This window comes from Streptomyces buecherae, from assembly GCF_014295035.1.
Lineage (GTDB): Bacteria > Actinomycetota > Actinomycetes > Streptomycetales > Streptomycetaceae > Streptomyces > Streptomyces youssoufiensis.
The window spans coordinates 5,980,163-5,998,193 of the sequence record NZ_CP060404.1 but is presented as its reverse complement, the minus strand read 5'-3'; the positions used below and the strand labels follow the sequence as shown (position 1 = coordinate 5,998,193).

Annotated in this window: 12 protein-coding genes; 6 read left to right on the top strand and 6 right to left on the bottom strand. The window is 73.8% G+C overall.

Annotated features, from left to right (window positions below):
* Window positions 1–243: 243 nt before the first annotated feature.
* Together H7H31_RS23765 and H7H31_RS23760 are read right to left on the bottom strand one after the other, a co-directional pair.
* Window positions 244–2,025, bottom strand: coding sequence for a S8 family serine peptidase (locus H7H31_RS23765; protein WP_187062055.1), 1,782 nt, complete (start codon window positions 2,023–2,025; stop codon window positions 244–246).
* Window positions 2,026–2,399: 374 nt separating this feature from the next.
* Window positions 2,400–5,459 (bottom strand): helix-turn-helix transcriptional regulator, encoded by a 3,060-nt coding sequence (locus tag H7H31_RS23760; RefSeq protein WP_187118075.1) that lies wholly within the window; start codon window positions 5,457–5,459, stop codon window positions 2,400–2,402.
* 574 nt (window positions 5,460–6,033) lie between these two features.
* Here H7H31_RS23760 and H7H31_RS23755 point away from each other — a divergent pair.
* Complete coding sequence (locus tag H7H31_RS23755; protein WP_187060604.1) at window positions 6,034–7,455, top strand: PKD domain-containing protein; 1,422 nt, start codon at window positions 6,034–6,036, stop codon at window positions 7,453–7,455.
* Window positions 7,456–7,583: 128 nt separating this feature from the next.
* Here the strand turns inward: H7H31_RS23755 and H7H31_RS23750 are convergent, their stop codons facing one another.
* The gene (locus tag H7H31_RS23750) at window positions 7,584–8,192 is read right to left on the bottom strand and encodes a flavin reductase family protein (RefSeq protein WP_187060603.1); all 609 of its coding nucleotides are present in this window, start codon (window positions 8,190–8,192) and stop codon (window positions 7,584–7,586) included.
* 378 nt (window positions 8,193–8,570) lie between these two features.
* Here H7H31_RS23750 and H7H31_RS23745 point away from each other — a divergent pair, with 378 nt between their 5' ends.
* The gene (locus H7H31_RS23745) at window positions 8,571–8,999 is read left to right on the top strand and encodes a GNAT family N-acetyltransferase (protein WP_187060602.1); all 429 of its coding nucleotides are present in this window, start codon (window positions 8,571–8,573) and stop codon (window positions 8,997–8,999) included.
* 129 nt (window positions 9,000–9,128) lie between these two features.
* Here the strand turns inward: H7H31_RS23745 and H7H31_RS23740 are convergent, their stop codons facing one another.
* Window positions 9,129–10,061: a LysR family transcriptional regulator gene (locus H7H31_RS23740; RefSeq protein ID WP_187063650.1), complete on the bottom strand. Its 933-nt coding sequence runs from the start codon at window positions 10,059–10,061 to the stop codon at window positions 9,129–9,131.
* An 84-nt stretch (window positions 10,062–10,145) separates the two neighbouring features.
* On the opposite strand from H7H31_RS23740, the gene H7H31_RS23735 reads away from it, so the two are divergent.
* The 4 genes from H7H31_RS23735 to H7H31_RS23720 all read left to right on the top strand — a co-directional run bounded on the left by H7H31_RS23735 (window position 10,146) and on the right by H7H31_RS23720 (window position 14,413).
* Window positions 10,146–10,850 (top strand): succinate dehydrogenase cytochrome b subunit, encoded by a 705-nt coding sequence (locus tag H7H31_RS23735; protein WP_187063649.1) that lies wholly within the window; start codon window positions 10,146–10,148, stop codon window positions 10,848–10,850.
* Between the two features lie 2 nt (window positions 10,851–10,852).
* Window positions 10,853–12,901 (top strand): fumarate reductase/succinate dehydrogenase flavoprotein subunit, encoded by a 2,049-nt coding sequence (locus H7H31_RS23730; RefSeq protein WP_232110047.1) that lies wholly within the window; start codon window positions 10,853–10,855, stop codon window positions 12,899–12,901.
* Complete coding sequence (locus tag H7H31_RS23725) at window positions 12,898–13,656, top strand: succinate dehydrogenase/fumarate reductase iron-sulfur subunit (protein WP_187063648.1); 759 nt, start codon at window positions 12,898–12,900, stop codon at window positions 13,654–13,656. The genes H7H31_RS23730 and H7H31_RS23725 overlap by 4 nt, the downstream gene beginning before the upstream one ends.
* Window positions 13,657–13,906: 250 nt before the next feature.
* Window positions 13,907–14,413, top strand: a complete 507-nt coding sequence (locus H7H31_RS23720) for a GNAT family N-acetyltransferase (RefSeq protein WP_187063647.1) — start codon at window positions 13,907–13,909, stop codon at window positions 14,411–14,413.
* A gap of 42 nt (window positions 14,414–14,455) precedes the next feature.
* On the opposite strand, the gene H7H31_RS23715 is transcribed toward H7H31_RS23720, so the two are convergent.
* Both H7H31_RS23715 and H7H31_RS23710 read right to left on the bottom strand, forming a co-directional pair.
* Window positions 14,456–16,678, bottom strand: coding sequence for an FUSC family protein (locus tag H7H31_RS23715; RefSeq protein WP_187063646.1), 2,223 nt, complete (start codon window positions 16,676–16,678; stop codon window positions 14,456–14,458).
* A gap of 744 nt (window positions 16,679–17,422) precedes the next feature.
* The gene (locus H7H31_RS23710) at window positions 17,423–17,947 is read right to left on the bottom strand and encodes a hypothetical protein (protein ID WP_187063645.1); all 525 of its coding nucleotides are present in this window, start codon (window positions 17,945–17,947) and stop codon (window positions 17,423–17,425) included.
* Window positions 17,948–18,031 lie beyond the last annotated feature (84 nt).

The following is an 18,031-nucleotide window of genomic DNA, read 5'->3' as shown; positions in this document are numbered from 1 at the left end:
TGTGCGCTAAGGGTGTGCGCCAGGGGTGTTTCAGGCTGTGTGTCGCGGGCTGTGCCCCGGGCCCGGGCGGCGCGTCGGGGTGGCGCGCGTGCCCGGGCCCGGGCGTGGGGTGGGCCGCTCGCGGCCGGCGGGGCGGGCGCAACCGGTGGGAGGTGGCGCGCCCGAGGTGCGGCGGACGCGCCCCGGGTGCGCCCCGCCGCCGGTCGCAGGGTTGGACTCGCACCGGCTGGGCCTGTCGCCGGCTCAGCCGTTGAAGCAGAAGGCCCGGCCGCCCATGTCCCAGCACTGGATCTGCCGGGTCGCCGTACCCGCGTTGCCGGCCCGGTCGGTGACCGTCAGCTCAGCGGTGTACGTCTTCTGCCCGGCCGGGTAGGTGTGCTTGGCCGTGACTCCGGTACCGGTCTGCCCGTCGCCGAACTTCCACGCGTACGAGGCGATGTCACCTTCCTTGTCGGTGCTCTGCCCCGCGTTGAAGTCACAGGCGTCGTACCAACACGAGACCGAGAACTGCGCCACCGGCGGCTCACCCGCAGGCGCACCCACCGACACCTTCTTCGACACCGTCCCGGTCTTCCCACTGTCATCCGTGACCGTCAGCCTGACCTCGTACGAACCCGCCTTGGCATACGTATGCGCGGGCTTCACACCCTTGGCCGCCGTGCCGTCGCCGAAGTCCCAGACGTACCCCGCGATCGACCCGTCAGCGTCCCGCGACGCCGACCCGTCGAACTCACACGAGAGCGCCGACTCCGAACACGAGGCCGCGAACTCCGCCGTCGGGGCGCCCGGTTCGGCCGGGGTGCCGAGCTTGCTGACGTTGAGCAGCTTGTTGGGCGAGCCGCTGCCCGGGTTGGTGACGACGCCGGAGTCGGCGCTGTTGACCAGGGCGTCGCGCACCTGCTGCGGGGTGGCGTTCTTGTTGCTGGAGAGGTAGAGCGCGGCGGCGCCCGCGGCGTGTGGCGTGGCCATCGAGGTGCCGCTCATGCCCGTCGAGCCGCCACCGTTCTTGGTGGAGGTGATGTTGCCGCCGGGGGCGAACAGGTCCAGGCAGCGGCCGACGTTGGAGAAGCCGGAGCGGCTGCCGTTCTGGTCCGTGGAGCCCAGCGTGATGGCGGCGGGCAGCCGGGCGGGGCTGGTGCCGCAGGCGTCCTGGCCGTAGTCGTTGCCCGCGGCGACGGCGACCGGGACGCCCGCGTCGATCGTGCCCTGCGTGGCGTCGTCCAGGGCCTGGTCGCTGGGGCCGCCCAGGCTCATGTTGGCGACGGCGGGCTTGGCCGCGTTCTTGGTCACCCACTCCAGGCCGCCAACGACCTGTTCGGTGGAGCCGTTGCCCGAGCAGTCCAGCACTCGGACCGCGACGAGCTTGGCCTGCTTGGCGACGCCGTAGTCCTTGCTGCCGATGGTCCCGGCGACGTGCGTGCCATGTCCCTGACAGTCACTGGCGTCCGCGTCGTTGTCGATGAAGTCGTATCCGCTGCTGGCCCGCCCCTCGAAGTTGCTGTGCCGCAGGTCGGTGCCGGTGTCCACGACGTACGCGGTGACGCCGTCGCCCTGGTTCGGGTAGGTGTACGTCTTGTCCTGCTTGCCGTCGACCGCGTCCAGGCCCCAGGACGGCGGGTTCGGCTGGGTGCCCACGGCCCGCACGATGTTGTTCGTCTGGACGTAGCGCACGTCGGGGCTGGCCGCCAGGCGCGCCGCCTGAGCCTCGGTGGCCTGGAGCGAGAAGCCGCGGAAGGCCGCCGCGTACACCGTGCGGACGGTGCCGCCGTGCGCGTCGGTCAGTTCGTCGGCCCGCGCCGCGACGGCGGCGCGGGTCTCGGCGGCGACCGAGGGGGCGCCCCTGAGGGCGACGATGTACTGGCCCTTGATCGCGTCCGGCTGCCCCGCGCCGATGACCGTGCCCCGCGCGTCGCCACCGACGGCGGCTTCGGCGGCGCCGGCCGGGCCCGTGCCGACCGTCGCGAAGAGCGTCGCGGTGGCCGCGCCGAGACACAGCGCGCTCCACCGTCTCTGTCGTGCTGACATCTCTGCTCCTTCTGAGGGGGAGACGGCGCCCGGCCCGATGTGCGGTCGGGCCGGGCGCCGGGGTCCGGCGCCGGCGTGGGGGGTTGGCTGGGAGAGAGCACGACGCCGTGTGACGGGCCCACCCTCGTTGCGCACGGGGCGGCAAACAATCCGTGGTGCGGTAGGTAGGGGGTACGTATCCTCGCTCGGCCGACACGCCCCGCCCGGGCCCGCGTTCCCCGCGTACGCGCGCACGCGGCGCACGCGCGCACGCAGAGCCGCGGGCGGCCCCGGGCCCGTGGCGGGCGCGGGCCGCCGCCGCTCCGACCGGCCGGGCCCGGGGGCCCTGACCCGAAGCCCGGCCCCGTGGCCCGGACCCGCGCCCGGCCCGGGGGTCAGCTCGCGCCGGATACCTCGCCGCGTGAGGTGACGTTCAGCTTGCGGAGCACCTTCGCCACGTGCTGCTCGACCGTGCGCGGGGACAGGAACAGGACGTCGGCGATCTCCCGGTTCGTGTGCCCGAGCGCGACGAGGCGGGCCACCTCCTGTTCGCGCGGGGAGAGTTGGTCACCGTAGCCGCGCCGGCCGCGCCGGGACGGGGTGCTGACACCGTTGCCACGCAGCACCCGGCGACAGCGGGCCGCGTCGCGGGTGGCCCCCAGGGCCGCGAACTGTTCGGCCAACGCTGCCAACTCACCCGCCAGGCCCGCCCCACCGGCGGCGCCCACCCCGCCCCCGTCGGCCGCGTCACCCAGCCCGGTGGGGCCCGCCCCGCCAGCGCCCGCCCCGCCAGCGCCCGCCCGGCCGGGACCCGGCGCGCCGAGCCGGCAGCGGACGGCGGCCTCGGCCGCGCGGGCCGCCGAATAGGGCCTGGGCAGCGCGGCGTACCGCGCGCTCGCCGCCTCGAAGGCGGCGACGGCCTCCGCGCACCGGCCCCGCGCGTACGCCAGGACGCCGTGGCACGCCGCCAGCGCGGCGGCGGCCAGCGGCGCGTCGCGGTCGGCGATGCCGGCGGCGTACTCGGCGACCGCCGCCTCGGCGTCGGCCACCCGGCCGCAGCGTACGAGCGCGGCCACCGCCATGGGCATGAGGTCGGCGCCCCACACCCAGATGTCCTTGCGCCGGACCCGGGCGATGGCCCGGTCCGCCTCGGCGCGGGCCGCCTCCAGTTCGCCACGGGCCACCCACACCCGGATCATCGCGCCGGAGGCGGCGGCCAGGATGGGGCTGGGAGCGTTGGCGGGATCGCCGAGCGCGGCGGCGTCCAACTCCTCGGTGGCCTCCTCCCATTCGCCGCGCGCCATGGCGAGCAGCCCCAGCACCAGGTGCGCGTCGGCGGAGATGCCCGAGACGCCCTGCACCATGTCGATCAGCCGGCGCGCCCGCTCGGCCAGCCCCTGCCAGTCGCCGACGCTCCACGCGAGGCGCAGCGAGGTGCCGTCGATGATCCCCTGGAGCCACGGCGAGCCGCACTCGGCGGCCAGCCGCTGCCCCTGGTGCCGGAAGCGCTCCGCCGCCGCGTAGTGCCCGAGCCAGGTGGCGGCCTCGGCGAGGTTGCCGGACAACCGGGCGACCTGGAGCCGTTCGGCGACGGTCCGTCCGGCGCCCACCAACTCCTCCGCCTCGGCCCAGGCCGCGGGGTAGCCCGCCATCATGCGCAGGGTGACGTGGTTGCCACGGACCGCCAGCCGCAGGGCCGGGTCCGACCGGTCGGTGAGCAGCCGCTCGGCCCGGACGATCCACCGCTGGTAGACGGCGTACGGGTGCTCGCCCCAACTCGCCAGCGCCAGCGCGGCCATGCCGCGGGCGGCGAGCGTCGGGTGCTCGCGCAACTCCTCGACCGCGATCTCGGTGTCGACGCGGCCCTGCTCGTAGTTGCCCGCCTGGTTGTAGAGCAGCAGTCCGAGGTTGAGCCGGATCTCGCCGCGCACGGTGTCGGGCATCTCGCAGTGGAGCACGATACGGCGCAGCAGGGCGACGGCCCTGCGGTAGGCGAGGCCGATCACCGCGGCGCGGCTGAGCTGGGTGGCGAGGCGGGCCCGGTCGCCGGCGCGCAGCTCCGGGTCGGACAGCAGGCCCTCCAGGATCTCCACGGCGACGGCGGTGTCACCCAGTTCCCTGGCAGCCTCGGCCGCCGCCGAGCCGTGCCGCAGCCAGGCTTCGAGGTCGCCGGCCCGCCGCGCGTGGTAGGCGAGTTGGACGAGCGGCGGCGGCTCGGCGGCGGCCAGTCGGGCCATCGCGCGCCGGTGCAGCCGCCGCCGGTCCACGCCCGGCAGGGAGCCGTAGACCGCCTGTTGGGCGAGCGGGTGGCGAAAGCCGTAGCGGTCGTCGCCGACGTCGTAGAGCACGCCCGCGAGCACCGCCTCCCTGATCCCGCCGCCCGCGTCGGCCCGACCCGCGAGGGGCCCGCCGCCCGCGTCGGCGCCGCCCTCGCCCCCGGGCCCGGCCCCGTCGGCGTACGGCGTGTCACCCGAGGCGCCGTCGAGGCCGGGCTCGCCCGCCGCGACGGCGGCGATCAGGTCCTCCGTGGCGGGGATGCGGAGTACGGCCGCCGCGCGCACCACCGCCACCGCCGGCGGCGTCAGGGCCGCCATCCGGTCCGCCATCGCCTCACGCAGCAGCGTGGGGACCTCCATCGCGTCGAGCGTGTCGCGCCCGGCGTTCCAGCCGGCCGGGAAGCCGCTGGCGGCCAGGCCACGGACCACCTCCTCCAGTACGAACGGGATGCCCGCGGTGCGTTCGTGCAGTTCGGCGGCGAGTTGGGCGGGAACGGCCGTGCTCCCGGTGATGGCGGCGGTGAGGCTGCCCACGGCCGACACGTCCAGCGGCCGGAGCGGGATGAGGACGGAGGTGGTGCCGGGCGGATGCCGGTAGGCGCGGCCCAGCGGGAGGCCGGCGCCCGGCAGGTCCTCGCGGCGGTAGCTGAGCACCGTCGCCATCCCGGGCGGCGGCTCGTCGATGAGGAAGCGGACCAGGTCGCGGGTGCCGTCGTCTGCCCAGTGCAGGTCCTCCACGACCACGACCACCTGCCCGAGCGAGGCGAGCAGCGCGCGCACGGCGCGGAACAGCCGGTGCTGGCGGGCCCGGTGGTCCTGGAGGGGCTCCGGTGCGGGCGGCAGGGCGTCGGCCAACTCGGGGAGGTAGGGCCGCAGCGCGCCGCACACCGCGCCGAGCCGGCCCGGCACCCGCCCTTCGAGCTGCCGCAACAGGTCGAAGAACGGCCCGTACGGAAACGGCTCGCGCAGCGGGTGGCAGGCGCCGAGCAGCACGTGCCGGCCCCGCATGGCCGGCGCCTCCAGCGTCTCGCGGATCAGCCGGGTCTTGCCGATCCCGGCCTCCCCCTCGACGAGGGCGACCGAGGGCGGGCGGGTCAGCGCGTCGAGCAGCGTACGGAACTCGTCGGTGCGCCCGACGAGGACCGGGGCGCCGAGGCGACGTAGGACGGAACTGGTCATGAGGGAACTCCGTGCCCGAGGGAAGGCCGAGGCCGTGGTGGCCGGCCGACCCGGGCGCGCCCTCGTCACCCGGCCGAGCCCGACGGCCGGCCCGCTGCCGGCCTCCCGGGCTGCTCCGAGCCCGACCCCTCGTCAGCCTGCCGTCACGCGTGGCGCGCACATCGCCATTCGGTCACCGCGGTGACCGTGAAGCTACGTTCCACGGGCCGTCGCGGCAAGGGAACGCACACCATGACCGGCGACAACGGCGGGAACGGAGAACTCCGGTCCGGACCAAGCCGGCCGCCGCGCGCGCCGCACGGGGCTCTCGGTGGCAGCTCGACGGACGGGCCGCCTTCCGTCGGCCAGCCGGGCGGTGGGATCGCCAGCCCGAGACAAGTTCGGCCCCCCGTACCGACTTTGGCCAGAACCACGCGACGCCTACGGATCGAAACGCGGATTGTTCCCCTCCCCCCACGCCCCTACGGTCGCCCCATCTCCCAACCTGTCATGCACTCGTCCATCAGGGCGCGTGCCTGTCGTCCGGACGGGAGCCGCCCGCCCCACGGCGGGCTCCTACCTGGAAAGGGAAGGCATGAAAGGAACCAGCCGGCTGGCCACGGCGGCCAGTCTCGCGGTGGCGGCTCTCGCGTTCACGCCCCTGTTCGCCGGGGGCGCGCAGGCGGTGCCCACCACGGCCACCGAGCGCACGCAGGCCGTCAACCCGACCGACACGGCACCCGGGCCCAGCGGACCGAGCACCCGGATCATCGGCGGCGAGCCCACCACCGTCGCCGCCTACCCCTACCTCATCGCCGCGCTCCGCGAGGGCGGCCCGCGTCCGATGGGGCAGACGTGTACCGGGTCGGTGATCGGCCCGAAGACGATCCTGATCGCCGCGCACTGCAAGGACGGCGACGGGGCCAAGTCCTTCTACTACGGCGCCGACGACCTCAACAAGCCCGAGGGCGGCGTCCGCATCGACGTCGAGTCGTACACCCAACACCCCAAGTACGAGCCCCCGAACGGCTGGCAGACCGGCTACGACGTGGCCGTCGTCCAGACCAAGCAGACGATCCCGGTCAAGGGCGGGCAGTACGCCAGGTTCGCGACCTCGGCGGACAGCGAGCTGTCCAAGCCGGGCAAGACCGGCACCGCGATCGGCTACGGCCGCACCCGCGACGGCGAGAACCAGTACGCGCAGCTCAAGAAGGCCAACCTGCCGATCGTGGACGGACGCAACACGTGCGGCTCGTTCGGCGGCTTCAACGACGCGTTCATGGTCTGCGCCGGCTACGCGGACGGCCACGACGGCATCTGCCAGGGCGACAGCGGCGGCCCGCTGGTCGTGGACAACGTCGTGGTCGGCGTCGCCTCGTGGGTCAAGACCGGCTGCGGCAGCTACGGCGCCTGGGGCCGGCTCACCGGTGAGATGGGCGCCTGGGTGAAGACCCAGCTCCCGAACGTCGAACCGGGCGCCCCGACGGCGGAGTTCGTGGCCTCGTGTTCGGAGTCGGCGCTCTCGTGTGGGTTTGACGGGTCGGCTTCGCGGGACGCGGACGGGTCGATCGCCTCGTACGCGTGGGACTTTGGTGACGGGAAGACGGGTGAGGGGGTCAAGCCTTCTCACACGTATGCCAAGGCGGGTTCGTACGAGGTCAGGCTGACGGTCACCGATGACAGCGGGAAGACCGGCACGGTGAGCAAGAAGGTGTCGGTGGGCGCTCCGGTGGGTGAGCCGCCGGTGGCGCAGTTCTCGGTCTCGTGCTGGTACGACGCCTGTGACTTCAACGCGGGGCAGTCCAGTGACAAGGACGGTGACATCGCCTCGTACGCGTGGAAGTTCGGTGACGGGCAGACCGGTACCGGGGTGACGGCCAAGCACACCTACCCGGCCGGGCAGAAGACCTACACGGCCGAGCTGACGGTGACCGACCGGGCAGGCAACGCGGGCACGGCCACCCGCAAGATCCAGTGCTGGGACATGGGCGGCCGGGCCTTCTGCTTCAACGGCTGAGCCAACCACCAGCACCACCAGCACGGGCACGACGGCGCGCCGCGTGCGGGGCCTGACCGCAGGGTCCCGCGCGCGGCGCGCGGCCGTCTGCCCGAGGCGCCGCCAGCCCGGCCCCCGCCGCCGCCGACTCAGTCGTCCGTCGCCTCCGGCCAGGCCGTGAAGCGGCGGAAGCCGTACAGGAGGGGCGAGGGCGGCGGGGCGGGGTGCGCCGCCGGCCGAATAGCGGTGTCGTCGCCGGGGGGCGCCGTGCTGGCGCCGGCTCCGGGGGCGGTGAACCGCACCTCGGTCACGGCACCGAAGATCACCCGGTGATCGCCGGCCGGGACCGTGTGCGTGACCCGGCAGGCGGCGAAGGCCAGGGCGTCGTCCGTGAGCATCGGCAGCCCGTCGACCCCGGCGGGCGCCCAGCGCACGCGCGCGAAGCGCTCGCGTTCCTCGGCCGCGAAGAGACGGGCGGCGGACCTGGCCCGGTGGTGCAACAGGTTCACGGCGAACCGGCCGCTGTCCGCGATGGGCCCGGCCGTACGCCCCCGGTCGCTGACGCAGACCAGCAGCATCGGCGGGTCGAGGGCCACGCTGCACAGCGAGGTGCAGGTGAAGCCGTACGGGATGCCGCCGCTCAGCGTGGTGACGACGGCGACGCCGGTCGGGAAGGCGCCCATCAGGCGCCGGTATACGTCCGGGCCGACCGTGGCCTGGTGCCGCTCCGTAGCCGCTTCCGTAGCTGCTTCGGTCATCTGTCGCGTTCCCCCTCGGACCCCGCCGATCGGGGACCGCCGGCGGCGCGTGCCCGACCCACTGTGCGCCCGAGCCGCCACCGCGAGGTCGGGGCGGCGCCAACATGGCCCAAAGTGCCGCTTGCGGAAGGGGAGGCGGGCGTGGCGGTGCGCCGGCTGGCAGGAAGCGGACAGGCTCCCCGGGCGCGCGCGGGCGCGTGGTCAGGCGGGCGCGCGCCTGTGTCGGTGCGGACGCGTGCCCGTGCGGTGGTGCGGCCGTGCGGTGGTGTGACCACGCGGCCGGTTCGCGCGCCGGCTACGCGCCCCGCCGCGTCCGCCACGTGTCGAGGAGCGAAACACCGTGGCCGGAGTCGGTCGCCGGATGCTTCGCTTGCGATCATGAGAGATCTGGAGATCCGTACCGCCGAGCCGTCCGACGCCGCCGCCGTGCTGGCCTTCTGGCGGGCGGCGGCCGAGGGGACGAGCGTCAGCGACGACGAGGCGGGGGTGCGCGGGCTCGTGGCCCGCGACCCGGGAGCGCTGTTGCTGGCCGAGTCCGGGGGCCTGCTCGTGGGCACCGTCATAGCCGGCTTCGACGGGTGGCGGTGCAGCCTGTACCGGCTGGCCGTCCTCCCGACCCACCGGCGGCGCGGCATCGCGACCGCCCTGCTCGCGGCGGCCGAGCGACGGTTCGTGGAGTTGGGCGGCCGGCGCGCCGACGCCATGGTGCTGGAGGCGAACGAGCGGGCCCACCCCACCTGGCGGGCCGCCGGCTACCACCGCGAGGACCACTGGCGGCGCTGGGTGAAACCGCTACCCCGTCCCTGACCCCGCCCGAGCCTCCACCGCGTGGTCAGAGCCGCGTGATCGACGCCCCACGGTCAAAGCCGTACGGTCAAAGCCGCACAGCCGACGCCCCGTGGCCGACGCCGCCCCCTCACCACCCCCGGCCGCCCCTCACCGCGCCCGGTCGCCCGCCAGCATGGCCGCGTCGCCCAGGTCGGCCGTCCGCAGGTATTCGAGCAGCACCCGGCGCAGCTCGCGGGCCGCGCGGGGTGGGGCCACGTCCTTGCGGTGGGCGACCGCGACGGTGCGGGTCATGGTCGCGCCGGCGAAGGGCGTGACGCGCAGGCCGGAGCGGGCCGCCACCATGCCGGGCACGACGGCGATGCCCAGGCCCGCGCGGACGAAGCCGAGTACGGCGTCCATCTCGCCGCCCTCCACGGTCAGGGTCGGCTCGAAGCCGGCCGCGCGGCAGGCGGCCATCGTGAACTCGCGCAGGTCGTAGCCGCGCCGGAACATCGCGAGGGGCTTGCCGCGCAGGTCCGCGACCCGTATCCGGGGGCGGGCGCCGGCCGGGGGCAGCGAGCTGGGCGAGGAGACGACGACCAGTTCCTCGTGCAGCAGCTCGGTGGTGGCCAGGGCCGGGCCCTGGCTGGGTTGCGGGCTGATGATCAGCGCGAGGTCCAGTTCGCCGGCGCCGAGCGTACGCACCAGGTCCTGCGAGCCGTCCTCGTCCACGAGCAGGTCCACGCCGGGGAACTCGTCGTGGAAGCGGCGCAGCACGTCGGGCACCAGGCTCGCGCACAGGCTGGGCGGGGCGCCGAGACGGACCCGGCCACGGCGCAGTTGCGCCACCTCCTGCACCTCGCGGCGGGCGGTCTCGGCGTCGGCGAGGATCTGGCGGGCCAGCGGCAGCAGGGCGGCGCCGGCGTCGGTGAGGGTGATGTTGCCGCGGGCCCGGTAGAAGAGGTCGGCGCCCAGCTCCCGTTCCAGCGCACGGATCTGTTGCGAGAGGGACGGCTGGGCCACGTGCAGCGCTTCGGCGGCCCGCGTGAAGTGCCGTAGATCGGCTACGGCCGCGAAATAGCGAAGCTGTTGTAGCTGCATGCTCGGATGATAGTCGGACGCTATGGAAACAAGCTCCTTCATGTCTTGGACTGATGGCACGGGGTGTCTCTAGCGTCGTGTGTCATGGCACTGGCGACCCGGACGCCCCGTCCCCCTTCCCTCATCGGCTCCGTATGGCGGTCGACCGTCGGCAAGAAGACGATCATGGCCGTCTCGGGCCTGATCATGCTCGGCTACCTCGTCTCGCACCTCATCGGCAACCTCAAGGTCTTCTTCGGTGCCGACGACTTCAACGGTTACGCGCACTGGCTGCGCACCATCGGCGAGCCGATCCTGCACCACGGCTGGTTCCTGTGGCTCGTACGGCCGGTGCTGCTGGCCGCCGTGATCCTGCACGGCATCACCGCGTACCAGCTCAGCCGCCGCGACCTGGCCGCGCGCCCGCAGAAGTACGCGCACCAGCGCAAGGAGCAGTCCTACGCGACCCGCACCATGCGGTGGGGCGGGATCATCCTCACCCTGTTCATCATCTGGCACATTCTCGACCTCACGACGCTGACCGTGAACGAGCGGGCCGAGGAGGGCCACCCGTACGAGAACCTCGTGGCCTCCTTCAGCACCTGGTACGGCAACACGATCTACATCACCGCGATGCTCGCCGTCGGGCTGCACGTCCGGCACGGGCTGTGGAGCGCCGCGCAGACCCTCGGCGTGGCCAGCGCCCGCCGCACCCGGGCCCTGAAGATCGCGTCGAACGGCCTGGCGCTGGTGCTGACCTGCGGCTTCATCTCCATCCCGGTGAGCGTGATGCTCGGATTGGTGGACTGATCATGACTGACACGACCGCTACGACGCGGACCGGGACCGCCCCCGCCGCCGACTCCCCCACCGCCGACTCCGCCGACTCCTCCACCTCCGGCGAGCGGGCCCCCGGCGGCGACTACACCGCGTACGGCGTGGGCGTGCCGCTGGTGGACACCAAGGCGCCCAAGGGTCCGATCGAGGAGCGCTGGAAGACCCGCCGCTTCGAGGCCAAGCTGGTCAACCCGGCCAACCGGCGCAAGTACACCGTCATCGTGGTCGGCACCGGCCTCGCCGGCGGCGCGGCCGGCGCGACGCTGGCCGAACAGGGCTACCACGTCGTGCAGTTCTGCTACCAGGACTCGCCGCGCCGCGCCCACTCCATCGCCGCGCAGGGCGGCATCAACGCCGCCAAGAACTACCGCAACGACGGCGACTCGGTGCGCCGACTCTTCTACGACACCGTCAAGGGCGGCGACTTCCGCGCCCGCGAGTCCAACGTGCACCGGCTCGCCGAGGTGTCGGTGGAGATCATCGACCAGTGCGTGGCGCAGGGCGTGCCGTTCGCCCGCGAGTACGGCGGACTGCTCGACACCCGCTCGTTCGGCGGCGTGCAGGTCTCCCGTACGTTCTACGCCCGTGGCCAGACGGGGCAGCAACTCCTCCTCGGTGCCTACCAGGCGCTGTCGAAGGAGATCGCCGCCGGTCACGTCGAGATGCACCCGCGCACCGAGATGCTCGACCTGATCGTCATCGACGGCCGGGCCCGTGGCATCGTGGCCCGCGACCTGATCACCGGCAAGGTCTCCACGTACCTGGCGGACGCGGTGGTGCTGGCCTCCGGCGGCTACGGCAACGTCTTCTACCTGTCGACCAACGCGAAGAACTCCAACGCCACCGCGATCTGGCGGGCCCACCGGCGGGGCGCGTACTTCGCCAACCCCTGCTTCACGCAGATCCACCCGACCTGCATCCCGCGCTCGGGCGACCACCAGTCGAAGCTGACGCTGATGAGCGAGTCGCTGCGCAACGACGGGCGGATCTGGGTGCCCAAGGCCAAGGGCGACACGCGCCCGCCGGCGCAGATCCCCGAGGACGAGCGGGACTACTACCTGGAGCGCATCTACCCGGCCTTCGGCAACCTGGTCCCCCGCGACATCGCCTCGCGCGCCGCGAAGAACGTCTGCGACGAGGGCCGCGGCGTCGGCCCCGGCGGGCAGGGCGTCTACCTCGACTTCGCCGACGCGATCGCCCGGATGGGCCGCAAGGCGGTGGAGGAGAAGTACGGCAACCTCTTCGAGATGTACGAGCGCATCACCGCGGAGAACCCGTACGAGGTGCCGATGCGCATCTACCCGGCCATCCACTACACGATGGGCGGCCTGTGGGTGGACTACGACCTGCAGACCACCGTGCCGGGCCTGTTCGCGATCGGCGAGGCCAACTTCTCCGACCACGGCGCCAACCGGCTCGGCGCCTCCGCGCTCATGCAGGGCCTGGCCGACGGGTACTTCGTGCTGCCGGCCACCATCAACGACTACCTGGCCCGGCACCCGCACGACGAGGTCGACCGCGACCACCCGGCCGTGCACGAGGCGGTCACCACCGTCACCGACCGGCTGTACGCGCTGCTGTCCAACAACGGCGACCGCACCCCCGACTCCTTCCACCGGGAACTGGGCGAACTGCTCTGGGACGAGTGCGGCATGGCCCGCACCGAGACCGGCCTGCGCAAGGCCCTTGAGCGCATCCCCTCGCTGCGCGAGGAGTTCTGGCGCCGGATCAAGGTGCCGGGCTCCGGCGAGGAGCTGAACCAGTCGCTGGAGAAGGCCAACCGCATCGCGGACTACCTGGAGCTGGCCGAGCTGATGTGCCTGGACGCCCTGCACCGCAAGGAGTCCTGCGGCGGCCACTTCCGCGAGGAGAGCCAGACCGAGGGCGGCGAGGCCAAGCGGCTCGACGAGTCGTACGCGTACGCCGCGGCCTGGGAGTTCACCGGCCCCGGCAACGCCCCGGTGCTGCACCGCGAGGCCCTGGAATTCGAGTACGTCCACCCCACCCAGCGGAGTTACGCATGAGGCTCACCCTGCGCATCTGGCGCCAGACAGGCCCCGACGAGCCGGGGGCCATGACCACCTACGAGGTGGACGGCATCAGCGAGGACATGTCGTTCCTCGAAATGCTCGACCACCTCAACGAGGAGCTGATCCTCGGCGGTGACGAGCCGGTCGCCTTCGACCACGACTGCCGCGAGGGCATCTGCGGCGCGTGCGGCATGGTCATCAACGGCCAGGCGCACGGCCCGGAGCGCACCACCACCTGCCAGTTGCACATGCGGCACTTCAACGACGGCGACACCATCGACATCGAGCCCTGGCGGGCCTCGGCGTTCCCGGTCGTCAAGGACCTGGTGGTGGACCGCTCGGCGTTCGACCGGATCATCGGCTCCGGCGGCTTCATCTCGGCCCCCACCGGCAGCGCCCCCGACGCGCACGCCACGCCGGTGCCCAAGGCCGCCGCCGACCTCGCCTTCGAGAACGCCGAGTGCATCGGCTGCGGCGCGTGCGTGGCGGCCTGCCCGAACGGCTCGGCGATGTTGTTCACCTCGGCGAAGGTGGTCCACCTCAACGTCCTGCCGCAGGGCGCCCCGGAGCGCGAGAGCCGGGTGCTCGACATGGTCGGCACGATGGACGCGGAGGGCTTCGGCGGCTGCACCAACACCGGCGAGTGCGCCACGGCCTGCCCGAAGGGCATCCCGCTGCCGACGATCGCGGCCATGAACCGCGAGTACCTGCGCGCCACGGTCAAGGGCGGCAAACGCCGCACCGGCTGACGGGCCGACCGGCCGGGCCGGCCCCCGGCCCCGTACGACCGAACCACCCCCGCCGCCACCGTCGCGGCAACCGGAGAACGTGGGCGGCCCCTGCGGGCGAGGCACGGGCCCCCACGCGGCCCGGGGTCATGGGTACTGACCCCGGGCTGTTTCCGTACGCGGGTGGCGACCGAAGGCGCCGCCCCGTAAAACCCATAAAACTCGTAAAAAGAAGAAGCTCCCACCGCCCTCGCCCTGCCACGCTGCCCCCATGAACGCAGCGAACCGAGACGGCGAGGACCTGGGTGCCCGGCACCCCGACGGGCTCCGGGTGGGGCGTGCGGACCCGTCCGACTGGGCCGCGTTGGCCGACATCGACTCCGTCGCGGCGGCGGGCGACACCGCGCGACGGGACAGCGTCCAGCGCTGGTGCGCCGAGGAAACGGTGCTGGTGGCGCGGGACGCTTCCGAGCCGCTGGGTTACGCCGTGCTGGAGTACGGCTTCTTCGAGCAGGGCTTCGTCACGATGCTGATGGTCGCCCCCGGCGCCCGCCGACGCGGTGTGGGAGCGCGTCTCCTGGCGGCCGTCGAAGCCGCGTGCGCGACGGAGAAGCTGTTCACCTCGACCAACGCCTCCAACCACCCCATGCAGCTCCTTCTGCGCCGCTCCGGCTGGCTGCCGGCCGGGCTGCTGCACGGCCTCGACGAGGGAGACCCCGAACTCTTCTACCGCAGCACGGGGGTGCGACCGCGCGCCGGCGCGGGCGCCGGAGCCTGACGGGGCCGCACCTCGCGGGGGTCGGGTCTGACGGGTCGGCGCTCACACCCGCCGCCGCGCCCGGTTCTTGCCGCCGGGGCCTCGGGAGAGGGCGCCCGCGAGTTCGTCCAGCGCGTCCACCAGCAGTTCGGCGCAGCGCACCGGGAGCGCTTCGGTGCCCTCGCGGGTCCGCCAGGCGTCCAGCGCGGCGTGCACCGCCGTCCAGTCCAGCGGCTGCCGCGCGCGGACCGCGTCGGCGGCGTCCGGCAGCGCGACCCGGAGCGCCGCCGCGAACTCCTCGGCCGCCGGCGAGGCGGGCGCGCTCCGGTCCGGCGGGTGGGCCTCCAGGAGCATGGTGACCCGCCCCATCGTGGACAGCGCCGTCTGGGCGGCGCCCGCCGAGCGGCGCGAGATCCCCCGGTGGCGTACGGGCTCCGCCTGCGCGCGGGCCTCGCTCTGTTCCCAGGCCAGCCGGGCCGCCCGGGCGTCAAGGAGCGCGTCGCGTACGTGCCGGGGCCGGCGTTCCAGCGGGTGGGCGTGGCCGCCGAAGACGGCCACCGCGTACCGGCCGTTGGCCTGGAGCCAGTCCGCGAGCCGATCCCGTAGCTTCGGCGTCTCCCAGGCCGGGAACAGCGCGTACGCGGCCATCGCGAGCAACCCGCCGAGCAGGGTGAGCCCCACCCGGTCCTGCACCGTCTGCGACCAGCCCTCCCCCGCGATGCCCAGCAGGAAGACGACGTACGCGCTGATGCACGCCGAGGCGACGGTGAAGCCGGTGCGCATCAGCAGGTACATCAGCCCCACGCACACCACCGCGAGGCCCGCGCTCACCCACTCACCGGGACGGGCCAGCGCCATCACCGCGCCGCCGAGCACCACCCCGACCAGCGTGCCGGTGAACCGGGCCACGCCGCGCGCGTACGTCTGCTCGAAGTCGGGCCGCATCACCATCACGGACGCCATGGGCGCCCAGTAGCCGTGGCCGAGCGGTAGCAGCGAGCCGAGCAGGTAGCCGCCGCAGGCGACGGCCGCCAGCCGCATGGCGTGCCGCAGCACCGGTGATCCCCAGCGCAGCTCGCGGTGGATCGCGCGCAGTGCGAGGGGCACCAGGCGCGGCACGGTGGGCCGCAGCAGCGTGTGCCGGGCGGGGGCGACCTGGGCGACCGGCTGGCCGCCGGTCGGCTCGCCGGGCCGGTCGGCCTCCCGGTCGGCCGGCCGGGCGGCGGCCGTATCCTCCGCCGGACTCTCCGCCGCGGACGCGGCGGGGGGTGGCGTGGGGTGGGCCGGTGCGACGGTCTCCAGCGGCTCGTCGGCCGACTCCACCACCTCCGCGAGGAGCGCCATCAGCCGCAGCGCGGAGCGGCGGGCCGCGCCGTGCAACATGGGCCCCGACGCCGGCACCTCCAGGACCGCCATCGCCTCGACGGGCAGCCGCACCGGTTTCCCCCAGCGGATCGCGTGCGCGACCGCGTCCAGCACCGTGCCCGCCGCCTGGAGCAGGTCGCGCACCCGCTCGCGTTCGGGCCCGGTGGCCGGGGCGCCCACCACCGGGTCGGCGAGCGAGGCGAGTACGGGGCGAATCCGCTCGGCCAGCGCCCGGTAGCCGCGGAGCTGGCGCGGCCTGCGCCGGGCCTGGCGCGGCGTCATGGACGCGGCGTGCCGGGCGTCCATCAGCGGTTGCGGGTCGAACGGCGCCACCGGGTCCTCGCGCAACCGGCGCGCGAAGTCGGCCTCGGCGGCGAACGCGTCGGCCAGCGCGTCGCGCTGCGCGCCCCACGGCCGGATCGGTACGAGCACGATGAGCGCGGCCTGTACGAGGCCGCCGAACGCGATGAGCGCGGCGTGGTGCACGGCGCCGAGCACCGAGGTCGGCAGCGTGACCGTGACCAGCATGACGGCCACCATCTGGGTGGCCACCAGACCCGAGACCGGCCCCACGGCCCAGGCCATGCCGGCCAGCAGCGACCACGCGCCGAGCAGGATGACGAAGGCGAGCGGGTGCGCCGCGGCCACGTACCCGAGGAAGGTACTGACCGCGAGGCCACCCGCCGCGGCGAGCGCGAGCACCGGGCGGGGCCGCCAACTGCGTTGGAAGGTGGCGATGCCGGAGGCGAACGCCCCGAACGCGGAGGCCACCGCCAGCGGCGGCGACTCCCACCACAGGATCAGCCCGATGACGATGGCGACCCCACACGCGCCCCGCAGCGCCACCAGCGGCTCAAGTCTGGTGCGTTCGATGGTCAGTCCGGTGCGGGCAGTCTCCTTGAGGGCGCGCAACCAGGTCATACGGCGAGAATACGGCGCTGATCACGGCAAACGTGTTGGGGCCCACGGGGCGCCTGGGCGGCGGGCCAGTCGGGACGACGCGCCCTGCGCGTACTGGGCCGGGGCGGGTCGGGCGGCGCCGGCCCCCCTGGGCAGTTCGGGCCGGGCTGGAGCGGGCGCATTGTCACGCGCCGCCTCCCGTGTGCGGCCTCCGTCCGCGCGGCGTCCGCGAGTCGCGGAGTACGCGGGTGGGAGGGCAACCGCGCGCGGTGCGGGCCGCGCGGTGCGGGGGTCGGCCGCTACGGTGGGGGCTGGCCGCCGGGCGACTTGGCGGTATGGGGCGTTGGAGGGAGGCGCGGGATGTGCGTTATGTCGCGATCGCAAGAAGTTGCAGAAAACCGGGTGTGCCCGCGCTAAACCCGCAGGTCAATTGCTCTGGTCCCCGCGCGCGCGGGGATGGTCCCTGCGTTACGACCTCCGTGCTGCCCGGACAGCTCTGGTCCCCGCGCGCGCGGGGATGGTCCCTTCGCCCGCGTGCTGGAACACGCCGGCGGCACCTGGTCGGCCGCGCGTGCGGGGATGGTCCCCTCGGTGGCTTCACCGACACCAGCGTCAAGTTCTGGTCCCCCGCGCGCGGGGATGGTCCCGGTGAAGTGGTCGTGGCACCGGGCGAGACGATCTGGTCCCCGCGCGCGCGGGGATGCCCCCCACAGGCAGGTGGCCCACCACAGGGCGAGCCACCCACCCGAGGCGCGCCGCAGGCGATCACCCGTTGGGGGCTTCGCAACTGATGTCCATCAGCTTCATCGGCTTGCTGGCGTCGAGCCCGACGTACGCGGTGAAGACCTGGGTGTCCTGCCCCTTGCCCCAGTGGGTCGTCACCGGCGCCCACCCCACGCCCGCCGACTGGGCCGTGGTGACCGGTCCGATGTCGATGGCCTCGGGGGTGTTCTGGGCGCAGAGCAGCAGGTCGTACTCCGGCGTCTGGGCGGCCTTCTCCTTGAGTTCCTCGGTCACCAGGTGTTCCCGCTCCCAGGCGCTCGGGCCGTGGTTGCCGTAGAAGCCCTTGAGGAAGTGGTGCACCTCCTTGGCGTCGTACTGGCGGCCGGTCGTCCCGGACCCGGAGCCGGCTTCCGAACCGGAGCCCGACTGTCCGGCAGCCGCCACGGGCACGGCGGCGAGGCCGAGCCCGAGCCCGACGGCGGTCACGCAGGTGGCGGCGAGCAGCGCCGGCCGCCTGGTGCGGTGCGAGGTACGCGAGCCGTGCGCGGTGTGCGAAGTGTGCGACATGTCGATCACCCCTGTGTCGGATTTGCGGCAATTAGCCCGCCTATGTGGCGTTACTAGGAGAGACACGAAAGTCGCCGGAAAGGT

Excerpts from the sequence above, each read along its gene's own strand:
- H7H31_RS23765 (WP_187062055.1), bottom strand. The coding sequence starts at position 2,025 with ATGTCAGCACGACAGAGACGGTGGAGCGCGCTGTGTCTCGGCGCGGCC.
- H7H31_RS23760 (WP_187118075.1), bottom strand. The coding sequence starts at position 5,459 with ATGACCAGTTCCGTCCTACGTCGCCTCGGCGCCCCGGTCCTCGTCGGG.
- H7H31_RS23755 (WP_187060604.1), top strand. The coding sequence starts at position 6,034 with ATGAAAGGAACCAGCCGGCTGGCCACGGCGGCCAGTCTCGCGGTGGCG.
- H7H31_RS23750 (WP_187060603.1), bottom strand. The coding sequence starts at position 8,192 with ATGACCGAAGCAGCTACGGAAGCGGCTACGGAGCGGCACCAGGCCACG.
- H7H31_RS23745 (WP_187060602.1), top strand. The coding sequence starts at position 8,571 with ATGAGAGATCTGGAGATCCGTACCGCCGAGCCGTCCGACGCCGCCGCC.
- H7H31_RS23740 (WP_187063650.1), bottom strand. The coding sequence starts at position 10,061 with ATGCAGCTACAACAGCTTCGCTATTTCGCGGCCGTAGCCGATCTACGG.
- H7H31_RS23735 (WP_187063649.1), top strand. The coding sequence starts at position 10,146 with ATGGCACTGGCGACCCGGACGCCCCGTCCCCCTTCCCTCATCGGCTCC.
- H7H31_RS23730 (WP_232110047.1), top strand. The coding sequence starts at position 10,853 with ATGACTGACACGACCGCTACGACGCGGACCGGGACCGCCCCCGCCGCC.
- H7H31_RS23725 (WP_187063648.1), top strand. The coding sequence starts at position 12,898 with ATGAGGCTCACCCTGCGCATCTGGCGCCAGACAGGCCCCGACGAGCCG.
- H7H31_RS23720 (WP_187063647.1), top strand. The coding sequence starts at position 13,907 with ATGAACGCAGCGAACCGAGACGGCGAGGACCTGGGTGCCCGGCACCCC.
- H7H31_RS23715 (WP_187063646.1), bottom strand. The coding sequence starts at position 16,678 with ATGACCTGGTTGCGCGCCCTCAAGGAGACTGCCCGCACCGGACTGACC.
- H7H31_RS23710 (WP_187063645.1), bottom strand. The coding sequence starts at position 17,947 with ATGTCGCACACTTCGCACACCGCGCACGGCTCGCGTACCTCGCACCGC.